Source organism: Agrobacterium larrymoorei (assembly GCF_005145045.1).
GTDB classification, from domain to species: Bacteria; Pseudomonadota; Alphaproteobacteria; order Rhizobiales; family Rhizobiaceae; genus Agrobacterium; species Agrobacterium larrymoorei.
Window position 1 is genome coordinate 1310490 of the sequence record NZ_CP039692.1, and the last position, 22061, is coordinate 1332550.

Genomic DNA, 22061 nt, shown 5'->3' on the forward strand with positions numbered 1-22061 from the left:
CATGCGGCTATCAAGCAAAGCAATCACCCTTCTGCTTCTGGCTGCAATCATAGTCATTGCGCCCTTCCTGTTTCCCTCCTCCTATTATTACCGGGTGGGATCCTTGATCTTCGTGAACGGGCTGGCGGTCACCGGGCTCGTCATTCTCGTTGGTTATGCCGGGCAGATCAGCCTCGGCCATGCCGGCTTTGCGGGTATCGGCGCATATGCTTGCGCGTTGGCTCCGGTTCATCTCGGCTTGCACCCGGCATTTGCTGCCGTTCTGGGTGCCGCGCTGTCGGCGCTGATCGCGTATCTTGTTGGTCGCCCTATCCTTCGGCTCAAGGGCTATTATCTCGCGGTTGCCAGCCTTGGCTTCGGCATTCTGGTTTCGATGGTTCTGTCCAACGAGGCCCAATTGACCGGTGGCCCCGATGGTATCGCCGTGCCGGAACTCGGCCTGCGCGCCGCCTTAAAGACTGCCGGTATCGATCTCTCGAACAGTGAGTTCTGGTATGCATTTTCCGGTCTAATGCTACTGGTTGGCGCCTGGCTTGCTCTCAATCTTCGCTATAGCGCCACAGGAAGGGCATTGCGTGCACTGCACGGATCGGAAGTCGCGGCTCGAACTGTCGGTATCGATGTCGCGCGTTACAAGCTTGTCGCATTCGTCATTTCGGCAGTCTATGCCTCGGTTTCGGGCTCCTTACTGGCTTTGCAAAACAAGTTCATCACGCCGGATGTCGCGGGTTTCCTGCATTCGGTCGAGATGATCACGATGACCGTGCTTGGCGGCGCCGGTTCCGTGCTGGGGGCAATTTTGGGCGCGGCGATCCTGACCACATTGCCGCAGGTTCTAACCGTTTTTCAGGAATACGAACAGCTCATGCTCGGCCTCGTGATGATGCTTGTCATGATTTTCATGCGTGAGGGGCTGCTGCCATCCATCGCACGGCGCATTCGTGGGAGGGCGGAATGAACCTACTGCAAATTGAAGGACTGGGCATAGATTTCGGCGGCCTGCGAGCCGTCAACGATGTCAGCTTTTCCTTGAAGGAAGGAGAGATCGTTTCCGTCATCGGGCCAAACGGTGCCGGAAAGACCACGCTGTTCAACATGATCTCCGGTGTATACGCCCCGGGCCGCGGTCATGTGATGCTGGATGGCAAGGATGTGACTAGCTTGCAGCCGCATCTTTTGGCGAAACGCGGCCTGTCACGGACGTTCCAGAATCTCCAGATATTTCAAGCGATGAGTGTTCTGGAAAATGTCGTCACGGGCTTTCATCTGAGCGAAATAGCGTCTGTGTTCGCGGATTTGTTTTCCATTCCTGCCGCGCGTCGCCGCAGCAGGGCATCAGAGGAAAGCGCCCGCATATTGCTGGATCGTGTGGGCTTAGGTCGCGTCGCAGGGCAGGAAGCAGGCTCCCTGTCCTACGGTGCATTGAAACGGCTGGAAATTGCGCGGGCACTAGCGCTCAAACCACGTGTTCTTCTGCTCGATGAGCCTGCTGCGGGATGCAACGCCGTCGAAACGCAGGAGATCGATCATTTGATTGCGCAGGTCGCAGCCGCAGGTGTCTCCATCCTGCTGGTGGAGCATGACATGAAAATGGTGATGCGGATTTCCAACCACATCGTCGTGCTCGATCATGGAGAGAAGATTGCAGAGGGACGCCCTGAAACAGTCTCCCGTGATCCGCGTGTGATCGAAGCCTATCTCGGCGCCAATGCAGTGGAGGCGAACCATGTTGTCGGTTGAAGGGTTGCGCTCGCGTTATGGCCGTATCGAAGTCTTGCATGGCATCGATCTCGAGGTCGCTGCTGGCGAAATCGTCACTGTGGTCGGGGCCAATGGCGCTGGCAAAACGACGCTTCTGAAATGCCTTTCCGGCATCCAGCCGGTCACTTCCGGCTCAATTCGTTTTCGGGGCGAAAACCTCACGGCGGTATCGGCCCATGCGCGTGTCGCGCATGGTCTTTCGCAGTCTCCTGAAGGACGCCAGATATTCACCAACCTTTCGGTGGAAGAGAACCTGCGTCTCGGCGCCTATCTCTTTCATGACGATAGGGTGGACCGCGATATGCAGGATGCGTTTGCGATGTTTCCCATGTTGAAAGAGAAGCGCAGCCTCTCCGCCGGGGGACTTTCGGGCGGGCAGCAGCAAATGCTGGCTATCGCCCGTGCGCTGATGGGCCGCCCCTCCTGTCTGCTCCTCGATGAGCCCAGCATGGGTCTCGCGCCAATCCTTGTCGCTCAGATATTCGATGTGGTGAAGAGCCTGAAGGCGCGTGGAGTGACCGTGCTTCTCGTCGAGCAGAATGCATTCGGGGCATTGTCGGTCGCGGACCGGGGCTATGTCATGGAGACGGGGCACATCACATTGACCGGGCCCGCTGCCGATCTGATTGCGGACGAGCGTGTCCGCGAAGCTTATCTGGGGATTTGATACATGACGATTACCACGAGCCGCGAAGGCGCTGTTGCCATCGTTACCATCGATAATCCACCCGTCAACGCGCTGTCGCAGGGGCTTCGACAGGCATTGATCGAAACGGTGCGTGATCTTGACGGCGATGCGACATTGGACGCTGTCGTGCTCATCTGCGCCGGACGCACCTTTATCGCCGGTGCGGATGTCAGCGAGTTCGACAAGCCGCCGCAGCCACCGCATTTGCCGGATGTGGTGGATGCGATTGAAAATGCTAAAAAGCCCTGGATTGCAGCCATTCACGGCAGCGCGCTTGGGGGTGGGCTGGAAATTGCGCTCGGCTGTGCCTATCGGCTGGCCACGCCGTCCGCCAGCCTCGGCCTGCCTGAAGTGAAGCTTGGCGTCGTTCCCGGTGCCGGTGGAACGGTCCGTCTGCCGAGGTTGATCGGCGCGGGTGCCGCCGTCGATCTCGTCACAAGCGGAAGCCCGGTGACGGCAAAAAAAGCCGAAAGTCTCGGTCTTGTCGATGCGATCATTGACGGTGACTTGCGAGTTGGTGCGATTACATTTGCGCAAAGTGTTGCGCAAGCGGCTTTGCCACAGCCCTTGTCGGTTCGGGCCGCGCCCGCAGTAGCGGAAGGTTTCTGGGAAGATGCCGAGAAGTCCGTTGCAGCAAGGGCCAAGCGGGAGGTCGCGCCGATCCGCGCTTTGGCCTCGATACGCAAGGGGCTCGAAACGGATTTTTCCAGCGCCATGGCTTTCGAGCGCGAAACCTTTCTGAGCTTGCGCGGCTCTTTGCAGGCCTCTTCCCTCCGTCATGTATTCTTTGCCGAGCGAGCGGCTCCACGACCGCCTGAACTTTCCGGCATCGAGCCACGGGACATCCGATCGGTAGCCGTTATAGGTGGGGGCACGATGGGTGCTGGCATTGCTGCGGCGTTGCGCGATGCCGGATTGCCGGTGGTTCTGATAGAGCGCGATGCCGAGGCTGTCGAACGCGGTCTCAATAACGTGCGCAGCATCTACGATGGCTCCGTTAAGCGGGGTCGCCTTTCACAGGAGGCTGCCGACCAGCGTATCGCAGGGGTTACGGGCAGTGACGATTACGGAAAACTCGCCGATATCGATCTCGTCATCGAGGCGGTTTTCGAGGACCTTGCGGTCAAGCGTGCCGTTTTCGAGAAGCTGTCATCCGTGTGCCGTCCAGATGCAATTCTTGCGACCAATACGTCCTATCTCGATCCCAATGAGATGGGCGCGGCGGTTGTTCATGCTGAACGGTTTCTTGGTCTGCATTTCTTTAGCCCCGCGCATGTGATGAAACTTCTGGAAATCGTCCCTGCCGCCAAGACATCGCCGGAGGTTCTGGCGACCGGCTTTGCGCTTGCGCGGCGGCTGGCAAAGATTCCCGTGCGTGCGGGCATTTGCGATGGTTTCATCGGCAACCGCATTCTGAAGGTTACACGCACGCAGGCGGAAAGGCTTTTATTGTCGGGTGCGACACCATCTGCCGTCGATGCTGCAATGCGTTCATTCGGAATGCCCATGGGACCATTCGAGGCGCAGGATCTCGGCGGCCTGGACATCGCCGCCTTCCAGCGCTCCGCCGCGCGCAGACGCGGCGAGACGCCTTTCGCACCGATTGCGGACCGGCTTTGCGCGGAAAGCCGCTTCGGTCAGAAGACCGGCGGAGGCTGGTACGATTATGCGGGTGATCGAACGCCGCAGGAATCGCCTGTCGTGGCGAAGATCATAGCGGAGGAAGCCGGGAAATATCCGCAACGGAACTGGGATGAGACGAGCATTACCGACGCTATCGTTCTTCCGATGGTCAACGAGGCGACGCGTATTCTGGATGAGCGCGTCGCGTTGCGAGCCGCCGATATCGATCTGGTGGAAATCCATGGCTACGGCTTCCCCCGCTGGCGCGGCGGGCTGATGCATTACGCCAGGACAAGAGGACTTGGCGAGGTGATATCTATTTTGGAAAGGCTTGCGTCGGACGGACTTGCTGAAATGCCCAGCGAGAGTTTGCGTCTTGCGGCGCAGGCCGGAGATTTTTCGGTGTCCCCATCACAATAGCATTTCTGCTTATGAGATTTTGATCGTAATGTTTGCTCAAGGGACAAAAAAATATCCCAAACGCGAATGAGGGCGCGATGCAGCAACTGGTGTTACCGACGCACAGGCCGACGCCTGTCGAAGTCATGCGAAAAGAATTGCGCCGCGTTTGCGGCGTCTTCGATATTGAGCCATCTCACTCCAGTAATGGTATCATCTCCGGCGACATCAGCCTTCGCCACATGGGCAGCTTCGATGCGGCTGTCGTGGCACTGGATGCGAGCCGCGTCGTGCGCGACAGCCGAGCGATCCGCCGAGATCCCGGGGAACATCTGTTTCTTTTGCTTCAGGATGAAGGCCATTGTCGCATCGAGCAGAACGGTAAAAGCACGTTGCTCTCACCGGGCGACATGTTTCTCGTCGACGCGGGTAAGCCTTCCTGCTTCATCTATGATGGTGAAAGATCTAACCAGCTGTCCTTTCATTTGTCGCGAGACGAAATGATGCACCGTTATGGAGAGGTGTGTACGGGCGGGCTTGCGATTGAACGGCAGGATCCGCTCTGGTTGGCGCTGCGCGCCGTTATCAGCAAGATCGTGGCGATGCCGAATGCGTCCCTGCCGCTTCAGGAAGCATTATTCGGCCTGTTTGGCGCTTATTTCCATGACCTGCGCGCATCCGCCGGATCAAGAGATACGGTCCTTTCGCGTGCGCTGGCATTGATCGACCGGCATGCCATGGACCCATCCTACAGTGCTCGGGAACTCGCATTCCACCTCAATGTTTCCGAACGCACCTTGCAAAGGCACTTCGAGCCTTTGGGAGAAACGCCCAGCCGCAGGCTGATGAAGCGGCGACTGGAACTTGCACGCAGCCGGTTGATTGCGGACGGAAATGGCCGCGCGCCAAATGGCATAGCAGCCATCGCCTATGAATGTGGCTTCAACGATCTTTCCTATTTCTACAGGGAGTTTCGCAAACAATATGGCGAGACGCCCGGCAAGGTTCGTCATTGACGCAATAGTCCAATTCATGCGGCGGCTTTCTCCAAGCCGCCTTTCTCCATCGCTCCTATCCTGTGACGCAGGGATAACCGCATGCACGCATGCAAGGGTGAGGAGAGTATCGTGGAACATGTGGCAACGATCAGCGGAGAACCGATTTCCGCTTCCAGTCATTTCACAGTCATCAACCCCGCGACCGGCGAGGCTGCGGGCAGCGCTCCGAACCTCGGCGGCGCGGAGCTGGATGAAGCCGTCGCAGCAGCACGGCTGGCATTCGAAACCTGGTCGCAGAAGAGCGATAGCGAGCTGCAGGAAGCCTGTAACGCCGTTGCGCACAAAATCGAAGAGCATAGTGAGGAGCTGGCGCAGCTGATCACGCTTGAGCAGGGCAAGCCTTTGAACGGGCTCGGCTCGCGTTGGGAAATGGGCGGGGCCGTGGCCTGGGCTACCTATACTGCGGGGCTTTCCCTGCCGGTCAAGGTTTTGCAGGATAATGAGCAGGGGCGTATAGAACTCACCCGCAAGCCACTCGGCGTGGTCGGTTCGATAACGCCCTGGAATTTCCCTGTCATGATAGCCGTGTGGCACGTACTGCCCGCGCTGCGTTCCGGCAATACAGTCGTTATCAAGCCATCGCCCAACACGCCGCTCTCCACGCTCCGCCTTATTCAGATTATGAATGAAGTGCTTCCCCCGGGTGTCGTCAATGTCGTGACGGGCGATGATCGGACGTTCAATCTGGGCGGAGCGATGTCCGCCCACCCGGACATTGCCAAGATCGTTTTTACCGGCTCCTGCGCAACCGGGCAGAAGGTGATGCAGACGGCAGCCTTCACCATGAAACGGCTGACACTTGAGCTAGGCGGCAACGATGCTGGCATCGTGCTGCCCGATGCCGATCCTGCGGCCATTGCGGAGGGGTTGTTCTGGGGAGCCTTCATTAATAATGGCCAGACCTGCGCCGCGCTAAAGCGACTTTATGTGCATGACGCGGTTCACGACGCCGTCTGCGAAGCCTTGGTTGCCTATGCGCGCAACATTCCCGTTGGCGACGGACTGGATGAGGCGAGCATTCTCGGACCGATCCAGAACCGCATGCAGTTCGATAAGGTCTCACGGCTTGTCGAAGATGCGAAGCTGCGCGGCAAGGTTTTGCTGGGAGGGGCGCCGGGCGATGGCCTGTTTTTCCCGCCGACGATCATTTCCGGCCTACATAACGGCGATGCTCTGGTTGATGAGGAACAGTTCGGGCCGGTGTTGCCGATCATCCGCTATTCCGATGTCGAGGAAGCCATTCGACTGGCCAATGACAGCCCGAATGGTCTTGGCGGCTCCGTGTGGTCATCGGATATCGAGGCAGCGAAACGGGTTGCGAGCCGCATGGCATGCGGCTCGGTATGGATCAACAAGCACGGCGCCATTCAGCCGAATGCACCCTTCGGAGGTGTCAAGCAGTCCGGCATCGGGGTGGAATTCGCAGAGGAGGGGCTTGCAGAATATACCGATATTCAGGTGGTTTTTGCCTGAAAAAATAAAACAAGAGGGAACGATAATGAAACTGACGAAACTTATTGCAACAACGACCCTGACATTGGGCCTTGCCGCCTCAGCCGCACTCGCGCATCCCTTGGACGGGCTGACCGCGGATGAATACAAGAAGATCAATGACATCATGCGGGCCGAGAAGGTGGCTGACGATGCTACGCTCTACCCACTCATTGAATTGAAGGAGCCGCCGAAGGCGGATGTTCTGGCCTGGAAAGAGGGCGACAGCCTGGATCGCAAGGCGACCGTTTATCTGACCAGCAAGGACGGTTTCAATGAGGCCGTCGTCAACATCACCAAGGGCACGGTGGAAAGCAACACGAAGGCCGGGGGCCAACCCATGGTCCTTTTCACGGAGTTCATGAATGCGCTGGAGGGTGCGCTCAGCCATCCTGACATGATTGCAGGACTTGCCAAGCGCGGTCTGAAGCCTGATCAGGCTTTCTGCCTGCCGCTTACTGCCGGTAACTTCTTCACCGAGGAATATGAGAATTCCCGTTTGATGAAAGTGCCGTGCTATCAGGTGCCGGACGGCTCCAATTTTTACGCAAAACCCATCGAAGGCCTCTTTGCCCTTTACGATGTCGGCAAGAAGGAAGTGCTGCGGGTTGTCGATAATGGCGTGATCGACTTACCGAAGGATGGCTGGGGGTATACGGAGGAAGAGGTCGCGAAGCGCACGCCGCTGCGGCCCAAGACCAACCCGGTCAAGCTTTTGCAGGAGGGCGGCCCGAACTACAAGATCGATGGCAGCCATCTGGAATGGGATATCTGGCGCTTCAATTTTCGCGTCGACAAGCGCCCCGGACTGGTGCTTTCCAATCTGGATGTCGATGATGGCGGCACCTGGCGGTCTGTCATCTATCAGGCACATCTATCGGAAGTCTTCGTGCCCTACATGGATTCGGCGGAAGGCTGGTACTGGCGTACATATATGGATAGCGGGGAATATGGCTTCGGTCTTTTCATGACCCCTCTGCGTGCCGGTATCGATTGCCCGGCCAATGCGACTTTTCTTCCGGCCACCATTGCTGACGATAAAGGTAATCCGCTGGTCATTCCCGATGCGATCTGCATCTTCGAGCGCAGCAATGGCGATCCCGCCTGGCGCCATTTCGAAATCTTTGCCCAGACGCCCGACAAGCCGGTGCCTGCGGAGGGGCGCCCTGCAACAGAGCTGGTCGTGCGCACGGCGTCGGAAGTCGGCAATTACGATTATCTCATCGACTATCGATTGCAACAGAATGGTCAGGTCAACATCTATATCGGTGCCACTGGGCTCGACGCGGTAAAGGGCGTTGCCTCGACCTCTATGAAGGATAAGACCGCAAAGGCCGATACGGCCCACGGGACGCTGATCGCTCCCAATCTGGTTGCCATCAACCACGATCACTATTTCAATTTCCGTATCGATTTCGACATCGATCAGCCGATCAACCACTTCTCGACCATGGATATCGTACCGGCAAAGGTCGATCCTTCAAGCCCGAGGAAATCCATGTGGACGGTCGAGCATAATATGCCGATGACGGCAATGCAGGCGCGTTACAAACTTTCCGCCATGCAGCCACGCTACTTCCATATCTCGGACCCATCTCGCGAGGGATATCTCGGTCACGAGCCCGGCTACATGATCCACCACGGCGATGTGTCCTACGGTCCGTTCGATTTCGCCAACGACCCGCCGATGAAGCGTAATGCCTATATCGAATATTCCGTCTGGAACACTGTCTATGACCCGGAGCAACGTTATGCCGGAGGCAAGTTCGCCATGCAAAGCGATGGTTCCGATACGCTCGCGGAATGGGTGAAGAAGGATCAAAGCCTGATGGGCAAAGACATCGTCACCTGGTTTTCCGCCGGTTTCCACCATATTCCGCGCATGGAAGACTGGCCGGTCATGTCGACCGAATGGAAAACGATTCACATCATGCCGCATAACTTCTTTGCTCATAATCCGGCTCTGACGATCCGCAATCCTGAATGATCCAGCCGAGGCGCCGAAAGGCGCCTCGCTTCGCTTCTGGACGGAGCGGGACCGCCTTCGCAGAAGCGCTTTTGTATCAACCCGAAAACGAGACGTTCCGGCAATTGCTGCGGCATGCCGGTGGAAACTCTTTTTGAGAGAAGGAAAAGTCATGACTATTGTCAGGGATGATGCATCGGCATCACCATTGCGCTTGACCCGGAGAAGTCTGCTAAAAGGCGGAGCGGCTATGACGGCATTTGCGGTAGCGCGTTCCGTGGCCGGTGCCGCGCAAACGAAGGCGACCGGCGGTATCATCGATATGACCGCGGTCGATCTTCGTGCCGCCATAGCAAGCCGGAAGGTCTCTTGCCGGGAGGTGATGGAAGCCTATCTCGGTCGCATCGAGGCAGCCAATCCGACTTTCAATGCAATCGTTTCTTTGAAGGATCCCAAAGCTTTACTCGCCCAGGCGGATGACGCCGATGCCGTGTTGAAGCGCGGTGATGCGGTTGGACCGCTGCACGGGTTTCCGCAAGCGCCGAAGGATCTGGCCGCGACCACCGACATGCCGACGACCCAGGGCTCGCCCATCCTGAAAAACTATATGCCCAAAGCCGACGCCATCGTGGTGGAACGGGCAAGAAGAGCAGGCGCGATCCTGATCGGAAAAACCAATACACCGGAATTCGGCTTGGGATCGCAAACCTATAATTCCGTGTTCGGGACCACCGTCAACGCGTGGGACCCGAATCTGACAGCTGGCGGCAGCAGCGGCGGCGCTGCGGTCGCATTGGCGCAGCGAATGCTTCCGGTGGCGGACGGCAGCGACATGATGGGGTCTTTGCGAAATCCCGCTGGCTGGAACAATGTGGTCGGGTTCCGACCTTCCCAAGGCCGGGTGCCTTACGGGCCAACAGGGGAAGTCTTCATGCAACAACTCGGCTACGAGGGCCCGATGGGCCGAACGGTTGCCGACGTGGCATTGCTTCTGTCCGTGCAGGCCGGTTTCGATCCGCGTACACCCATGTCGATCAGCGAAGACCCTGCGAAGTTTCAGAGTTCGCTGAACCGCGATTTCAAAGGCGCGCGCATCGGCTACATGGCAGATTTAGGCGGCTATCTTCCGATGGAAGCGGGTGTCCTTGATGTCTGCGCGGCTGCCTTGAAGCACTTCGAAGCCATTGGCTGCACCGTGGAGACTGTCACGCCGAAATACGACATGGCGCAACTATGGCAGACATGGCTGACACTTCGCGGCTTCTTCATCGCGGGGATCGCAGGCGGTCTTTATGCCAAGCCGGAATTGCGGGAGATGATGAAACCGGAAGCAATATGGGAGATCGAAAACGGCCTGTCATTGACCGGCCCGCAGGTTTTTCAGGCAAGCGCCAATCGCAGCGCGTGGTATCAGGTCGTAAGAAGCCTGTTCGAGCAATATGATTTTCTCATTCTGCCGACCGCGCAAGTGTTTCCCTTCGATGCAAAAACCCATTGGCCGAAGGAGATCGCTGGCCACAAGATGGACACTTACCATCGCTGGATGGAAGTGGTGGTACCGGCAACTCTCGCCGGAGTGCCGGTTATAGGCGTACCGGCGGGCTTCAGCCCTAAAGGTTTGCCGATGGGGTTACAGATCATGGGACCGGCACAGGCCGATTTCGCCGTGCTGCAAATCGCTCACGCCTACGAAAAAGCCAGCAAATTCTCCAGCAACTGTGCGCCGGATGTGTGCGTATCACGGTGAGACGGTTGTTGGTGGAGCGGGGGAATGCAGCGCTGGTGTTGCGTGATATTAGATAGAACAACGGCGCGGCGGTGCATATTGCCGTCGCGCCGCAACAGCCGCCAGTTTTGACGCCCGGCTGCCAAAGGTCGCAGAAGGCTTCACGTTAGCAACCTCTGTCGGCGTCCCGACTTTGATGAAAGCCGACAGGTTGCAGAGAAGCGTCGATTGCGAAATCGATAGGCTGTTCACTTTACCTTATCGAGCGCCGTCATGGCTTGATCGAGGCCGCGCCAGGATAGGGGGATCGCTACGGTTTGTCCGCCGCCATCAACGAAGCGCAGCTGTCCATCTGTGCCGGCACGCAATAAAGTAAGCGTCGCTGCATCAGGCTTTCCACTCGCTGCACAGCTGCCCCCAAAGCAGCGGCTCCAGCTAAGTTCCAGTCTTCCTTTTTCTTCCGCGCCGGTTTTACCGTTACCGGAGATATGTACGTTTCCGGGCAGTGAGACGTTGACCGGCAGAAGCGCTGTCAAGAGAAGGTCTTTCTGATCTGGAAGCCGTCCAATGGCAATCTGGGCGATTGGTTGCTGTTGGCCCTGAACCTGTATGGTCTGCACGATTTCGCAGGTCTGCGCGCCCGGACGCCCGGTTTTGGCAGCATCCGATGCCGCTGCGCTTTGCGTTTGCAATTGAACGCAACGCAGCACCCAACTTCCGTAGGTTGCCGTTGTGCTGACAGGTTCGGTCGGTACGGGGCTCTCGGCTGGCGCTGCTTTGGTCTGTGCGAAGACGGGCAAGGCCGTTACCGCGCTGATGATGAGAGCGAAAGTGGAACGGGAGATGGACTGCATGATGGGCATGAATAAGAACCTGTCGGTGTTTTCTATCAGAAACGGGCGATGAAACGGAGATTGAAGCGATTGTCGCTTTCAATGTCGGAGGCGTTGCCGTGGGCGTATTCTAGGGAGAGGGTGCCGGAATGCGGCGTTGCCTTTTCGGACAAGCCAAAGCGGATACCGGCGCCGAAGGAGCTTGCCCGCGTCACATCCGCTTCCAGTGCGGTGGGCTGCTCAAGTCGCGTGATACCGGCGGCACCGAAAACATAGGGTGCAGCTGCGCTGCCCAATGTGTTGGACAAGCTGACTGTGAGCGGGAAGGCGAGTTCGGCACGCAACGCTGCACCGGCATCGCCCTGGATCTTGCCGCTATCGAAACCGGACAACCAGTCGAAGCCGCCGAGGCCGAATTGTTCCGATGATGCCAGTGCATCGCCGAAGGACGTTTGCGCTTTGCCCGACAGCGATACTCTCACCCGGTCATCGACCAGCGACTGGCTATAGCCAAAGGAAGCCTCCAGCTTGCGAAAGTCCGGTTCGGCACCATCGCGGGATAGCGGCAGATCGGCGGTTGCGCTGCGGGCGCCTAGCGCATCGAGACCAAAGGAAGCCGTTGCGCTGGCGTTCAGCTGTCCGCCCCAAGGCAGAAAAGCATCGCCGGTTTGGGTGAAGCGGAGAACGCGCAACCGGTCTTCGGTGAAAGCGGTGCGGGAGCCTCCAAGATCGAGCTCCTGCTTTTCCTGCATCACATCCAGTGCCAGAACGGAACCGGTGTTGAAATCGCGGGAGCGCACCCAGCTGTAACCCAACTTGGTGGAAAAGCGCTGGTAATGATCGACCATAGTGAAAGAAAGTTCGGACGTTGGGTGTGTGTGGCTGTCGACACCTTCCAGATTGAGCCATGCACCGTCGGTACCCAGCGGTACCGTCACACCTGCAACGATCTGGCGATTGCGGGGGTCGCTATCGAAGACCGCGTCGTTGAAACCGGGATAGCCTGACAGGCGCAGATAGCCGACTTCGCCGAAACCCAGAACGCTGTTGAAGTCTGCTCCCAGACCCAGCGTATAGGTGCCGAGGTTATCATCCAGGCCGTTGTCGAGTGTTACGGTTGTGGTTACGGCGTCGTATTTTCCGTCCACGACCACGATGGTCGAGCCGGGTTTCGTGCCCGCCTTGAGGGTGGATTTCAGCACCACGCCCGGCGTGTCGCCCGCCAGAAGCAAACGACGTTCAAGCTCCGCCTTGGTGAGGCTGGATTGCCCGACCAGTGGCGCAAGCACGCTTTCGATACGGGCTCTGACCGCTGGTGGCAGTGCCGATGTATCGACGGTTTCCACCGTACCTTGCGTTACGACAAGGCGTAGAGGCTTTCCGTTCTTGATGGTTTGCGCAGGCAGCGAGACGCGCACGAGAATGTACCCGGCGCGCGCATAGGCTTCCTCGAGCCTACGTGCAGCGGCGAAAAGATCGGCACCCGTGACGCGCTTGTTTTTCAGAGTGGCTTCGACGGAAGCGGTCTCCTTGGAAAGAGCGGGCAAACCGCCTTCAACCACGAGACCCGAAGGGGTGACGCCGAGCTTTTCAGCGCCTTTCGGAGCATCGACGCCTGTCGAGGCGGGAAGGGCGAGGCCGCCCTCCGCGGAACGAACGACGGGGGGAGCATAGCTTTCCTGCGTCAACTGGCCAGCGGTCTGGGCAGGAGCGGAGGCAGGCAGGGCGATGGCCAGAACAAGACCCGGAAATGCGGCTGCCAGCAGGGGATGTTTTTTCAAAATAATCATGATCTTACTCAAATATCAATTGCCGGAGCAGGAAATGGCGAAGTTGGGACCGAGGAAGCAGACCGCGTTGGAGAATTGCGGATTTTCGGTGGTCATTGCCCCATCGTTAGCCGCCGAAGAGTTGGCGGAATATTGAACCAGCTGGGCCAGCGACACCGGAACGAGCGTCGGCTGCGTGCTTGCCTGGAAGGTATTGCTGGGGCGCGGCGTGTAGGTGGCGGCCGGTGCGTGGCCGACCGTCAACGTCCCCGGACGATAATCGATGGTGTAGTTTTTCGAACCATAACCATCGACCGTGATCGTGTAGGTTCCGGCCTCCACCGCTTTCTGTGCCGTGCCGCCGTAATCGACGCCGCCATTCAGCACCGAGGCATCCTCGCCATTGACGAAGCCGCTGAAGGTAACGCCATTCCCGCCGGTATAAGCCTTGCCGTCATAGGTCTTGCTTGCGTCGTTTGCGGCGACGGTCAGCTTGGCCGGAGTGACCGTCAGGTTCGCGCCTTCGAAGCTTATGATGTAATTGCTGTTGGCAAGCGTGCCCTTTTCGATGACGTAAGTGCCGACACCGGCCGAGGCCGTATTACCCGTGCTTGAAAGCGAACCGGAAAGCACATCGCCCTCGACAAGACCTTCCACTGAGTATGACAGGTTCGCAATGTCATCAGCGTTAGAAGTAATGACCCTTGAATATACCTCTGTCGGGATATCCGTGACGAAGTATGTCAGATCCGCGACGTCACCATAGGTCTTGGAGATATCATCAGCCTTAACGAGGATGGCTTTTGCATATATTTCTAACGCGCCATCCTTATAGGAAATGGCGTAATTGTCCGAGCTGAGGCCACTGGCGGAGATGATATAACTGCCTGCATTCACCGCACCTTGAGCATTACCGGAATAGACAGTGTTCCCCCCAACACATCCTTGTTCTCACCCTCGATAAAGCCATTATAGCGAACCCCGTTGCCACCGGAATAGGCCGTGCCATCATAGGTCTCGCCATCGGCGTTCGCCGTTACGATCAGGGCTTTTTTATTAACGGTCAGCGTGCCGTCTTTGAATTCGATGATGTAATTGCTGTTGCCGAGGTCGCCCTGAGTGATGGAATATGAATCGGCACCGGCGGTTGTTGCCTTGCCATCGCTGGCCAGAGAACCGGAAAGCGTATCCCCCGTTATGAGACCATCCGCCTTGTAGGTCAGCGTAACGCTGTCGCCATAGGTCTTGGACTTGCTATCTGCCGTGACCGTGATGGTCTTCTTGTCTACCGTCAGCGTGCCGCCGACATAGGTGATCTCGTAATTGCTGTTGTTGAGCGTACCCAGCGTAATGCTATAGGAGTCGACATTGGCACTCGTTGCCGACCCATCGCTCGCAAGCGATCCCGAGAGTTCATCACCGTTGATAAGACCATCCGTACTGTAGGTAAGCAAAACGGTGTCACCATAGGTTTTCGTTTTGCTGTTAGCCGTTACGGTGAGTGTCGCTTTTTCAACCGTTGTAGTGTGAGTTCCGTAAACGAGAACACGATAGACTGTGCCATTGGAGCTCGTTATGGTTGTGTTCGCTGTCGACAGCGTTTCTGGTGAACTGCCCGCAGCGGTGGTCGGATCGACAGAAATAGTCTCTTCTGAAAATAAGAGCTTATCCCCATCCGAAGCAAAAACGTACGATGACGTGCCGCCGTATGTTGTGCCCACGCTTGTAGTAGCGGTGCTGTCACCATATTTGGATGAGGTCGTGACTTCTTTCACCCAGACAACTGTCGAAAGGGCGTAGAGTTCGGGATAATGGCCGCTTGAGGATGGTGCCCATGTGGTGTTGAAGTCCCACGCTGATGCCTGCTGCATGAAATATTGCGTGTTTTGGAACTGACTGGTCGTAAAGCCGCTTACGCTACCCGTCATTCCACTTTGCGTTTGAACACCATAGGTGACGCCTGTGGTCGTTATGTCGAAGTAAGAGTTAGTAACAGATCCGTTAACGAAGGTGCCCACCAATCCACCGCTCGCCCACGTCATAATGGTTTGAAATTTTACTGCCCCGGTCGCATAAGTGTTGGTAAGCTTTGTATCAGCTGAATATCCTAGCAGTCCACCAGCATACGACTGGAGAGCTGCTATTGCAGTATTGATTACGGAACTGCCTCCGGTCGCATATGCGTTCGTTACTGTAGAAGAAGACGTATATCCTATTAGGCCTCCCACATAAAAGACTGGCTGGAGAACCTCGTTGCTGACTGTTACATAACCGGTTGCATATGCTCCGGTAATAGTGGAACCTTTATCGTAACCAATCAGGCCGCCGCCGTAGTTCGTGACAGTGGTGGCGCCGCCGGTACTGGCATCGGTACTGGTTACAATGCTAGTTGAATAGGAATTCTTGATTGTGGTTGTATCTGCATTACCCACCAGACCCCCAGCGTACGTACTGTACGATTTAGTTCTTGCACTCGTGTTGTTTGCTGTAACGTCACCGGTGGCGTAACCGTTCGTAATCGTTGCAAAATAGGCCTTTCCTATCAATCCTCCAGCTATGGTGTCATTGCTTCCGCTGCTTGTGCTGTTTATATTACCCGTCGCGTAGGAATTTTTGATCGTTGAAGACTGCCCAATATAACCTACAAGCCCACCGGCAAGACTGTAATTGTTGGATTTGACAGTGACGTCACCCGTCGCATAAGCATCCGTGATTGTCACAGACGTATCTACGTATCCTATCAGTCCTGCCGCTTTGGCCACGAATGATCCTGTGGCAGTAACGTTGCTGGTACTGTAGACATCGTTGATGACAGCTTTGGAACCTGCGTAGCCGATCAAGCCACCTACGTTAACGTCAGAAGCAGTCGTTGTGACTTTAACAACGCCTGTTGCATAGGCATTAGAAACAACTGTCGAGGCAGCGGTAACGCCAATGAGACCGCCAACGTAGCTGGGGCTGCCGGTTATTGAGATGAGATTATCTACGAGGCCTACGTCACGGATCGTGGCGCCAGACACATATCCAAACAAACCGTAATAAGTGCCTGATGCCGCGCTGTTACTGATTGTCAAGCCGGAAATCGTATGACCGAGACCGGCAAAGGTGCCAGTAAAGCCTGCGCTCGAAGTTAAGCCTACAAGCGCCGATGTGTAGGTGGTATCTGAAGCATCAAGGTCTCCGGCCAGCGCGTAACGTCCGCTCAGGTCGGTGGTGTCGATTGCATCAAGTTCGCTCATCGAATGGATCAGCGTGTAATTATTGCCGTTGATGGCGAGAGTAGCGTCGTTCCCGGAAAGGGTTATCGAAGCGCCGGAGGCAATCGAGTAATCCGTGCCGGATGTTGCCGAGCCTGTCGTTGCATATCCACCATAGTATAGCGTCAGCCCGGCGCTGGCACCCGTAGCGGTGATATCAGCGTTGATGTAGATATTGTTAGAGGCAGCTAACACCAGTGTCGTGGCGTTCGACCATTCAATATCAGATGCGACGGTGATGTTGCCCATCTGGCTGCCGGAAGAGCCGGTGCTGATAACGACATTTGCATTAGCTAGCGCGGTTTCCAGCCTCGAAACGCTAATGACACTATTCTCGCCGGTGGCCGTAAAGCCGGAAGAATTCGAAGCCTCACCATCCGAGATCGTAATATCATAAGGATCAAGCAGCAGCGTTCCAAACCCGCCGGGGCCGGAGAGGTTGGTGAAGCCGGTGTAGGACAGCACGGCCTTGCCAGACACTTCAGCATCGCCGCCCGTTCCCGTGCCTGCGCCGTGTGCGGTAATCAGGCCTGCGAATGTGGTCAGATCGTTCGACCAGACGACGACGGAGCCGCCATTGCCGCTTTCGCTTGCATCGGCGCGGATGACCGTATCGGCATCGACGCTTACGGTATCGGCGGTTTGCAGGCTGCCCTTGCCTTGATAATCCCCGCCGATGCGGACCTTGCCGCCGCCGGTCTTGCCGGAAGCGTCTATGGTCGCACCCTTCAGCGCAACGGATTTGCCGGTGACCGTGACCTTGCCGCCCTTGCCGGTGGAAGACGTGGTTTTGACCTTGCCCGACACCGTGACCGCGCCGCCCTCTCCGCCGCCGATGACGATTTCGCCATCGCTGCCTGAGATGCTGTCTGCTTCCACCACGCCGGAAAGGTTGACTGCGTGACGCGCGGCATTGCGCGCGGTTGCGGCACTCATGACCACGGTTCCGCCATCGGCCTTGATCGTGCCGTTGTTTTCAACGAGCGCGCCGTTGCCTTCGGCACCTTCCTTGGTGGGAAGTGCGACTTGCAGGAAGCCATCGCCGGAAAGATCGAGCGTGGCCTGTTCGCCGGAGCCGAGGCCGACTTTGCCGACCGGAACCGCGATCAGCCCGTCATTCTTCACCGTGCCGCCGATGAGCGCGGCATAACCGCCGCGACCGACGGTGATGATGCCTTCATTCTTGACCTCGCCGGAGGCGCCGTTGCCGGCAAATTTGTAATTACCGTTCAGGAAGTCTTCGTTGGAGATATCCAGCGTTGAGGCAACAAAACCGCCGCCGACATCAACTGTGCCCGTCGAGGTGATGGCGATGCCGTTGGGGTTGATCAGGTAGACCTGTCCGTTTGCGGTAATCGAACCTGCAATCGTTGAAGTGGTGTTGCCCGTAACGCGGTTGAGAATGGCCGAGGTGCTTCCCGGCTGTACGAAGGTGACACTATTGCCCGAGCCGACCGAAAAACCGTTCCAGTTGACGATGGCCTTATCCGACCCTTGGGTAATCGTCATGCTCGTGCCGGACGTGCCGACCGAAACCGCGCCCGATACGACCTGCGCGCCCGTCGGCAGGTTTTCTGCTGCCATCAGCGGCGTCACCGTCAAAGCTGTCGAGGTGAGAAGTGCCGTGGCGAAGCGACCACGCCGCACAGACCGCGCCGTACTGGATGAGGACCGAATAGGGTGAGAACCAGCCGATGACATGAAAAGTCCTTTGTTTAAATTCCTGCGCCACTCTTGTTCGGAGCTTTGAATAAAGCCCGGTTGCAGGCGCCGAGGGAAAACATCATTTATATATTCTCAGGACGTCATGTCCTGAAAAAGCGGGGGCGAGAGCTTGGCATCCATGGTGAGGTCACGGATGCAGGCTGCTCAGGCGTCTGGCGATGGAAAAGGTTGCAGGTTCAACAGACACCCGCACCACCAACCCAGATATGCTGCAAAATTTCCAAGATTGCCGTCCCCCGTTTCGCAAACTGAACGGACCGCCATCCGTCAGGGCGTAAGAATCTTTTCGCCGGAGACGATCATTAAGCCGACGTAACGGAAGGTGTTAGCGCTGAAATGTAACGAATGTTGCAAGTGTAACGAGTGTTGCGAAATAGCGTGACATTTGCGCAACTGGCTTCGAAAACCGTGAAACCGGGGAACAACCCTGCGATATGAAAAATGGATTGGCGGTCTATATGGGTGCAACGTTTATGCAACGAGCCGCATGTGCGACCCGATGAGACGTAATTTTTGATCGCTTCCAATTATCGAAAAACATAATATATAAATGAGAAAAAAACTAAACGAAGATAGTGGAAAAGCCAATTTCCGTGCTAACCATATTGGCGTGTTGATTGTTGAGGACGACGATCTTCTTAGACAAAGCATCGCGGATTACCTGCGCCAGCGCGGTATGACCGTTTCAGAAGCTGAATCCGGTTCTGAATTTCGATCCATGCTTAAAACGCGATCTCATGATGTTTTGGTGCTCGATATTAATCTACCGGATGTTTCCGGTTTTGAATTGGCCGAATTTGCCCGATCGCGCAGCGATATGGGCATTATCATTTTATCGGCGCGTAGTGGTCGAGATGATAAATTGAGCGGGTACGGCAAAGGCGCGGACCTTTATTTGACCAAGCCCGTGGATAGTGAAGAGCTGACCTTGGCGATTGCCAATTTGGCCAGAAGGCGTCAGTCCTCACGCGGTTCCGTTCCGTCGAAAGCACGTCAGAGCGATGGTTCGAGCTTGACTCTCGACCGCCACCGCCAAACCCTGACGACGCCTGATGGGGTCGTACTCAAACTCTCTGCTCGGGAAGCTGCCTTTCTCGAATATATTGCCGCTGGACCAAACGCGATCATCTCGCGTGCAGAGGTTGCTGAAATCTTTGGAGAGGATTTGTCTTCACCCAGCAGTCGGCTCACAGATGTGGCGCTTGCGAGACTTCGGGCGCGCTTACGCAAGGCAGGGGTGGAGCTCCCTCTCCAGGTCGTGCGGAATGCAGGCTACCGCCTTCATGGCATATTGGATGTTGTCTAAATTTTTTTAGTGGTACTGGCTGCTCCGTGGGGCGTTCTCGATCCATCTAAGTTTACGCAGACAGGTTACTGTTTAGCCCGATGAAATGAACAAATACAGAGCGAATTGCGGAAACGTTTTCCTAAATCTGTATCGATCTTTTTAAAATATGCTCTAGCAAAGTTGCCCCGATTAATGTCGATTTTTCGTTTTGTTTTATCAACATGCCTTGCCCTTTTTGCGGGCGTTACGATGGTAATGGCGAATGATGATGATCAGTCATCTCCCGTCCTTCAGCTTCATTTGCCGCTTGAAAAGACAATATCGCTGGATGGCTTTATCGATGTCGCTTTTGTCGATGAGCCTTCCGAAAACCTCCTCCTGGACTCAGCTACTCGTTTCAGGCACTTATCCGGTCACGATGTGAATTTGGGCTTTGTACGGACCTCTGTATGGATGAGATTTCGCATTGCTCTCCCGCCTGAGGCCGTTGAGGCGGCGGACCTACTGCTATCGATCAAACCAAACTTTACGGATGAGCTGAACGCGTATGTGGGCAAGCAGAAAGCGCACATGACAAAGCAAGACTTCGAGCGGTTTGAACTCGGTGATCACGCTCCGCGCGAAGAAACGATCTCAAACACTCTCGCAAATATCCTGCCTCTCAAACTGTATCCAGGTGAGACGACGGTTGTATATTTGCGTGCCCGAAACCATGATGCGAGTCTGAACGTCTCCGCCGAATTGATATCTCCTCAGCATTATCTGTATTGGACACTCATCCAGAACACCGTGCAAGGCGCGTGGTTTGGTGGGATGACTATCCTTCTCGCGATCCAGTTCTTCTTCTACTATTTCGATAGGAAGAAATTTTATATTCTTTTGGCAGCAGACATACTCGCTGTCAGTTGCACATATTTTGGAAGTCTCGGCTTTGCGCGATTCCTGCTTTTCAATCAGGGAGGTTTGGGAAATGACTTCTTCACAAGCGCATCTTCCTGGTTTGGTTTAACTGCAGGATCGCTATCCTTTTCCGCTATACTTGAACTGCGGAAACGTTATCCGCGTCTGCATTACTTCTTTTGTTTCGCTGCTCTTGCCGGGATAGTTGGCGTCTTTTGCGTTTTCGCTGGCGTCAACCGCTATTTCATTCTGTTGGCAGGGCCGCTGATCCTACTGTTGACGACGTTTGCAATGTCGGTGGCGCTGCTAGATTTGATTCGAACGCCTGGAGCACAGCAAGGTCTTAATTTCTCGGCATTCGTCCTGTTGTGGGCGGGCCTTATTGCGACGAACGGGCAGCGCTACGGTGTTTTATCGTTACCCAGTTGGGTTGCCAGTTTTTACGCTATCACGAGTATCATCCACTTCACTTTATTGACGGGTTCATTGGCAGTGCGTCTGAGAAACGCTGAAACTTCAGCTCGAGACGCAGATCGACGTGCGCTACTCGCTGCTGGTGCGGCAGAACAACACGCTATTGATCTTGTGACTGAGCGAACAAAAGAGCTGCGCGCAGCAACGTTGGTGGCGGAAACGGCGTTGCGCGCAGAGTTGGAGGCACAAGAACAACAGGTTCGTTTCATGGAGGTAATATCCCATCAATATCGGACACCGCTGGGCATTATCAGGACAAATCTGGAGAGTGTACGTCTCACATTATCGAAAAAGGATGCCGCTAACCGCCAAAGGCTGGACAGAGCCAACATAGGTATCACCCGCCTTGTTGAAGTTCTTGAAGTAAACCTGACCAGAAGCCGGGTTCAAGGTCTAGCGTACAAGCCCTCTTTCAAGGAAACCTCCGTATCAGATGTGATCAATAGTGCTGTCAGCAGCGCCACAGATTTGTTTCAGGGCGCAGAACTGACCGTGACATCGGAACCAGGCTCTGAGCGAGCCAAAATCTATGCAGATGCGGAGATGCTTAGGCTTGCAATCCTCAATCTCCTGGAAAATGCCTTCAAGTTCTCAGCTCCAGTGGGCTCTACATCCATATGGCTTGAGGTTCGAGTGATAGATGATCAATTGCAGGTTCAAGTCAGAGATAGAGGCATCGGCATCGAGCATGAGGATGTCGAAAAACTTATCCTTGAACGAACGCGAGGGAAAAACGCCTCGCATATACAGGGAAGTGGGGTCGGACTTGCACTTGTCAAGCGTACCGTAGATGTACACAGAGGCAAGGTCGCTTTCGCCAGTCTGCCTGGCGGCGGAACCTCAGCGACAATTTCATTGCCATTGACGGCGGCGCATCGACCACCGTTTTGAACGTTGGACGGTTGGAACAGCACAGCAGTCAAGACGGGGAAGTGGGGCGTCTGAAATGGGCGTTCGGAGCTTCGCTCATGACGGCTCAAGTATCAAATCGATCCTGATAAGACAGTCGGGGCCGCACCGTCGCCCGAATTATTTGCGTGATGGTGGTTCGCTTCTATCTGAGCCGACATAATTTGCACCTCTCTGCGCGTTCAGGCCCCCGC

The 22061-nt window shown here is 56.1% G+C and carries 15 protein-coding genes; 11 read left to right on the forward strand and 4 right to left on the reverse strand.

Annotation, left to right across the window (positions count from 1 at the left end):
* Position 1 precedes the first annotated feature (1 nt).
* The 8 genes from CFBP5473_RS20340 (at position 2) to CFBP5473_RS20375 (ending at position 10733) form a co-directional block, all read left to right on the forward strand.
* A complete protein-coding gene (locus CFBP5473_RS20340) occupies positions 2–958 on the forward strand; it encodes a branched-chain amino acid ABC transporter permease (RefSeq protein WP_027675132.1) in 957 nt (318 codons plus the stop codon).
* Complete coding sequence (locus tag CFBP5473_RS20345) at positions 955–1740, forward strand: ABC transporter ATP-binding protein (protein ID WP_027675131.1); 786 nt, start codon at positions 955–957, stop codon at positions 1738–1740. Before CFBP5473_RS20340 ends, CFBP5473_RS20345 begins: the two co-directional genes overlap by 4 nt.
* Positions 1727–2428 carry an ABC transporter ATP-binding protein gene (locus CFBP5473_RS20350; protein ID WP_027675130.1) on the forward strand — a complete coding sequence of 234 codons (702 nt, stop codon included), beginning with the start codon at positions 1727–1729 and terminating at the stop codon, positions 2426–2428. Before CFBP5473_RS20345 ends, CFBP5473_RS20350 begins: the two co-directional genes overlap by 14 nt.
* A 3-nt stretch (positions 2429–2431) precedes the next feature.
* Positions 2432–4492, forward strand: a complete 2061-nt coding sequence (locus CFBP5473_RS20355; protein WP_027675129.1) for a 3-hydroxyacyl-CoA dehydrogenase NAD-binding domain-containing protein — start codon at positions 2432–2434, stop codon at positions 4490–4492.
* A gap of 77 nt (positions 4493–4569) precedes the next feature.
* Positions 4570–5487: a helix-turn-helix domain-containing protein gene (locus CFBP5473_RS20360; RefSeq protein WP_027675128.1), complete on the forward strand. Its 918-nt coding sequence runs from the start codon at positions 4570–4572 to the stop codon at positions 5485–5487.
* Between the two features lie 108 nt (positions 5488–5595).
* Positions 5596–7002, forward strand: a complete 1407-nt coding sequence (locus CFBP5473_RS20365) for an aldehyde dehydrogenase family protein (protein ID WP_027675127.1) — start codon at positions 5596–5598, stop codon at positions 7000–7002.
* A 25-nt stretch (positions 7003–7027) separates the two neighbouring features.
* Positions 7028–9007, forward strand: coding sequence for a copper amine oxidase (locus CFBP5473_RS20370; protein ID WP_027675126.1), 1980 nt, complete (start codon positions 7028–7030; stop codon positions 9005–9007).
* A 229-nt stretch (positions 9008–9236) separates the two neighbouring features.
* Positions 9237–10733 (forward strand): amidase, encoded by a 1497-nt coding sequence (locus tag CFBP5473_RS20375; protein ID WP_106389381.1) that lies wholly within the window; start codon positions 9237–9239, stop codon positions 10731–10733.
* 227 nt (positions 10734–10960) lie between these two features.
* On the opposite strand, the gene CFBP5473_RS20380 is transcribed toward CFBP5473_RS20375, so the two are convergent.
* Genes CFBP5473_RS20380 through CFBP5473_RS20395 form a run of 4 tightly spaced genes read right to left on the reverse strand, consistent with a single transcriptional unit; the run spans position 10961 to position 18155 of the window.
* Positions 10961–11575: an invasion associated locus B family protein gene (locus tag CFBP5473_RS20380; RefSeq protein ID WP_051441255.1), complete on the reverse strand. Its 615-nt coding sequence runs from the start codon at positions 11573–11575 to the stop codon at positions 10961–10963.
* Positions 11576–11601: 26 nt separating this feature from the next.
* Positions 11602–13335, reverse strand: a complete 1734-nt coding sequence (locus CFBP5473_RS20385; protein WP_027675123.1) for a ShlB/FhaC/HecB family hemolysin secretion/activation protein — start codon at positions 13333–13335, stop codon at positions 11602–11604.
* Between the two features lie 15 nt (positions 13336–13350).
* Entirely contained in the window at positions 13351–14211 is an 861-nt protein-coding gene (locus CFBP5473_RS20390; RefSeq protein WP_027675122.1) for an MBG domain-containing protein, read from the reverse strand.
* On the reverse strand, positions 14208–18155 hold the full coding sequence (locus CFBP5473_RS20395; protein ID WP_234881885.1) for a beta strand repeat-containing protein: 3948 nt from the start codon (positions 18153–18155) through the stop codon (positions 14208–14210). The genes CFBP5473_RS20390 and CFBP5473_RS20395 overlap by 4 nt, the downstream gene beginning before the upstream one ends.
* Between CFBP5473_RS20395 and CFBP5473_RS25395 the strand changes: the two genes are divergently transcribed.
* The 3 genes from CFBP5473_RS25395 to CFBP5473_RS20405 all read left to right on the forward strand — a co-directional run bounded on the left by CFBP5473_RS25395 (position 18079) and on the right by CFBP5473_RS20405 (position 21849).
* Complete coding sequence (locus tag CFBP5473_RS25395) at positions 18079–18255, forward strand: hypothetical protein (protein WP_234881888.1); 177 nt, start codon at positions 18079–18081, stop codon at positions 18253–18255. The two genes, CFBP5473_RS20395 and CFBP5473_RS25395, sit on opposite strands and share 77 nt — an antisense overlap.
* Positions 18256–18846: 591 nt before the next feature.
* Positions 18847–19602, forward strand: coding sequence for a response regulator transcription factor (locus tag CFBP5473_RS20400; RefSeq protein WP_084631621.1), 756 nt, complete (start codon positions 18847–18849; stop codon positions 19600–19602).
* Between the two features lie 174 nt (positions 19603–19776).
* Complete coding sequence (locus CFBP5473_RS20405; protein WP_027675119.1) at positions 19777–21849, forward strand: sensor histidine kinase; 2073 nt, start codon at positions 19777–19779, stop codon at positions 21847–21849.
* Positions 21850–22061 lie beyond the last annotated feature (212 nt).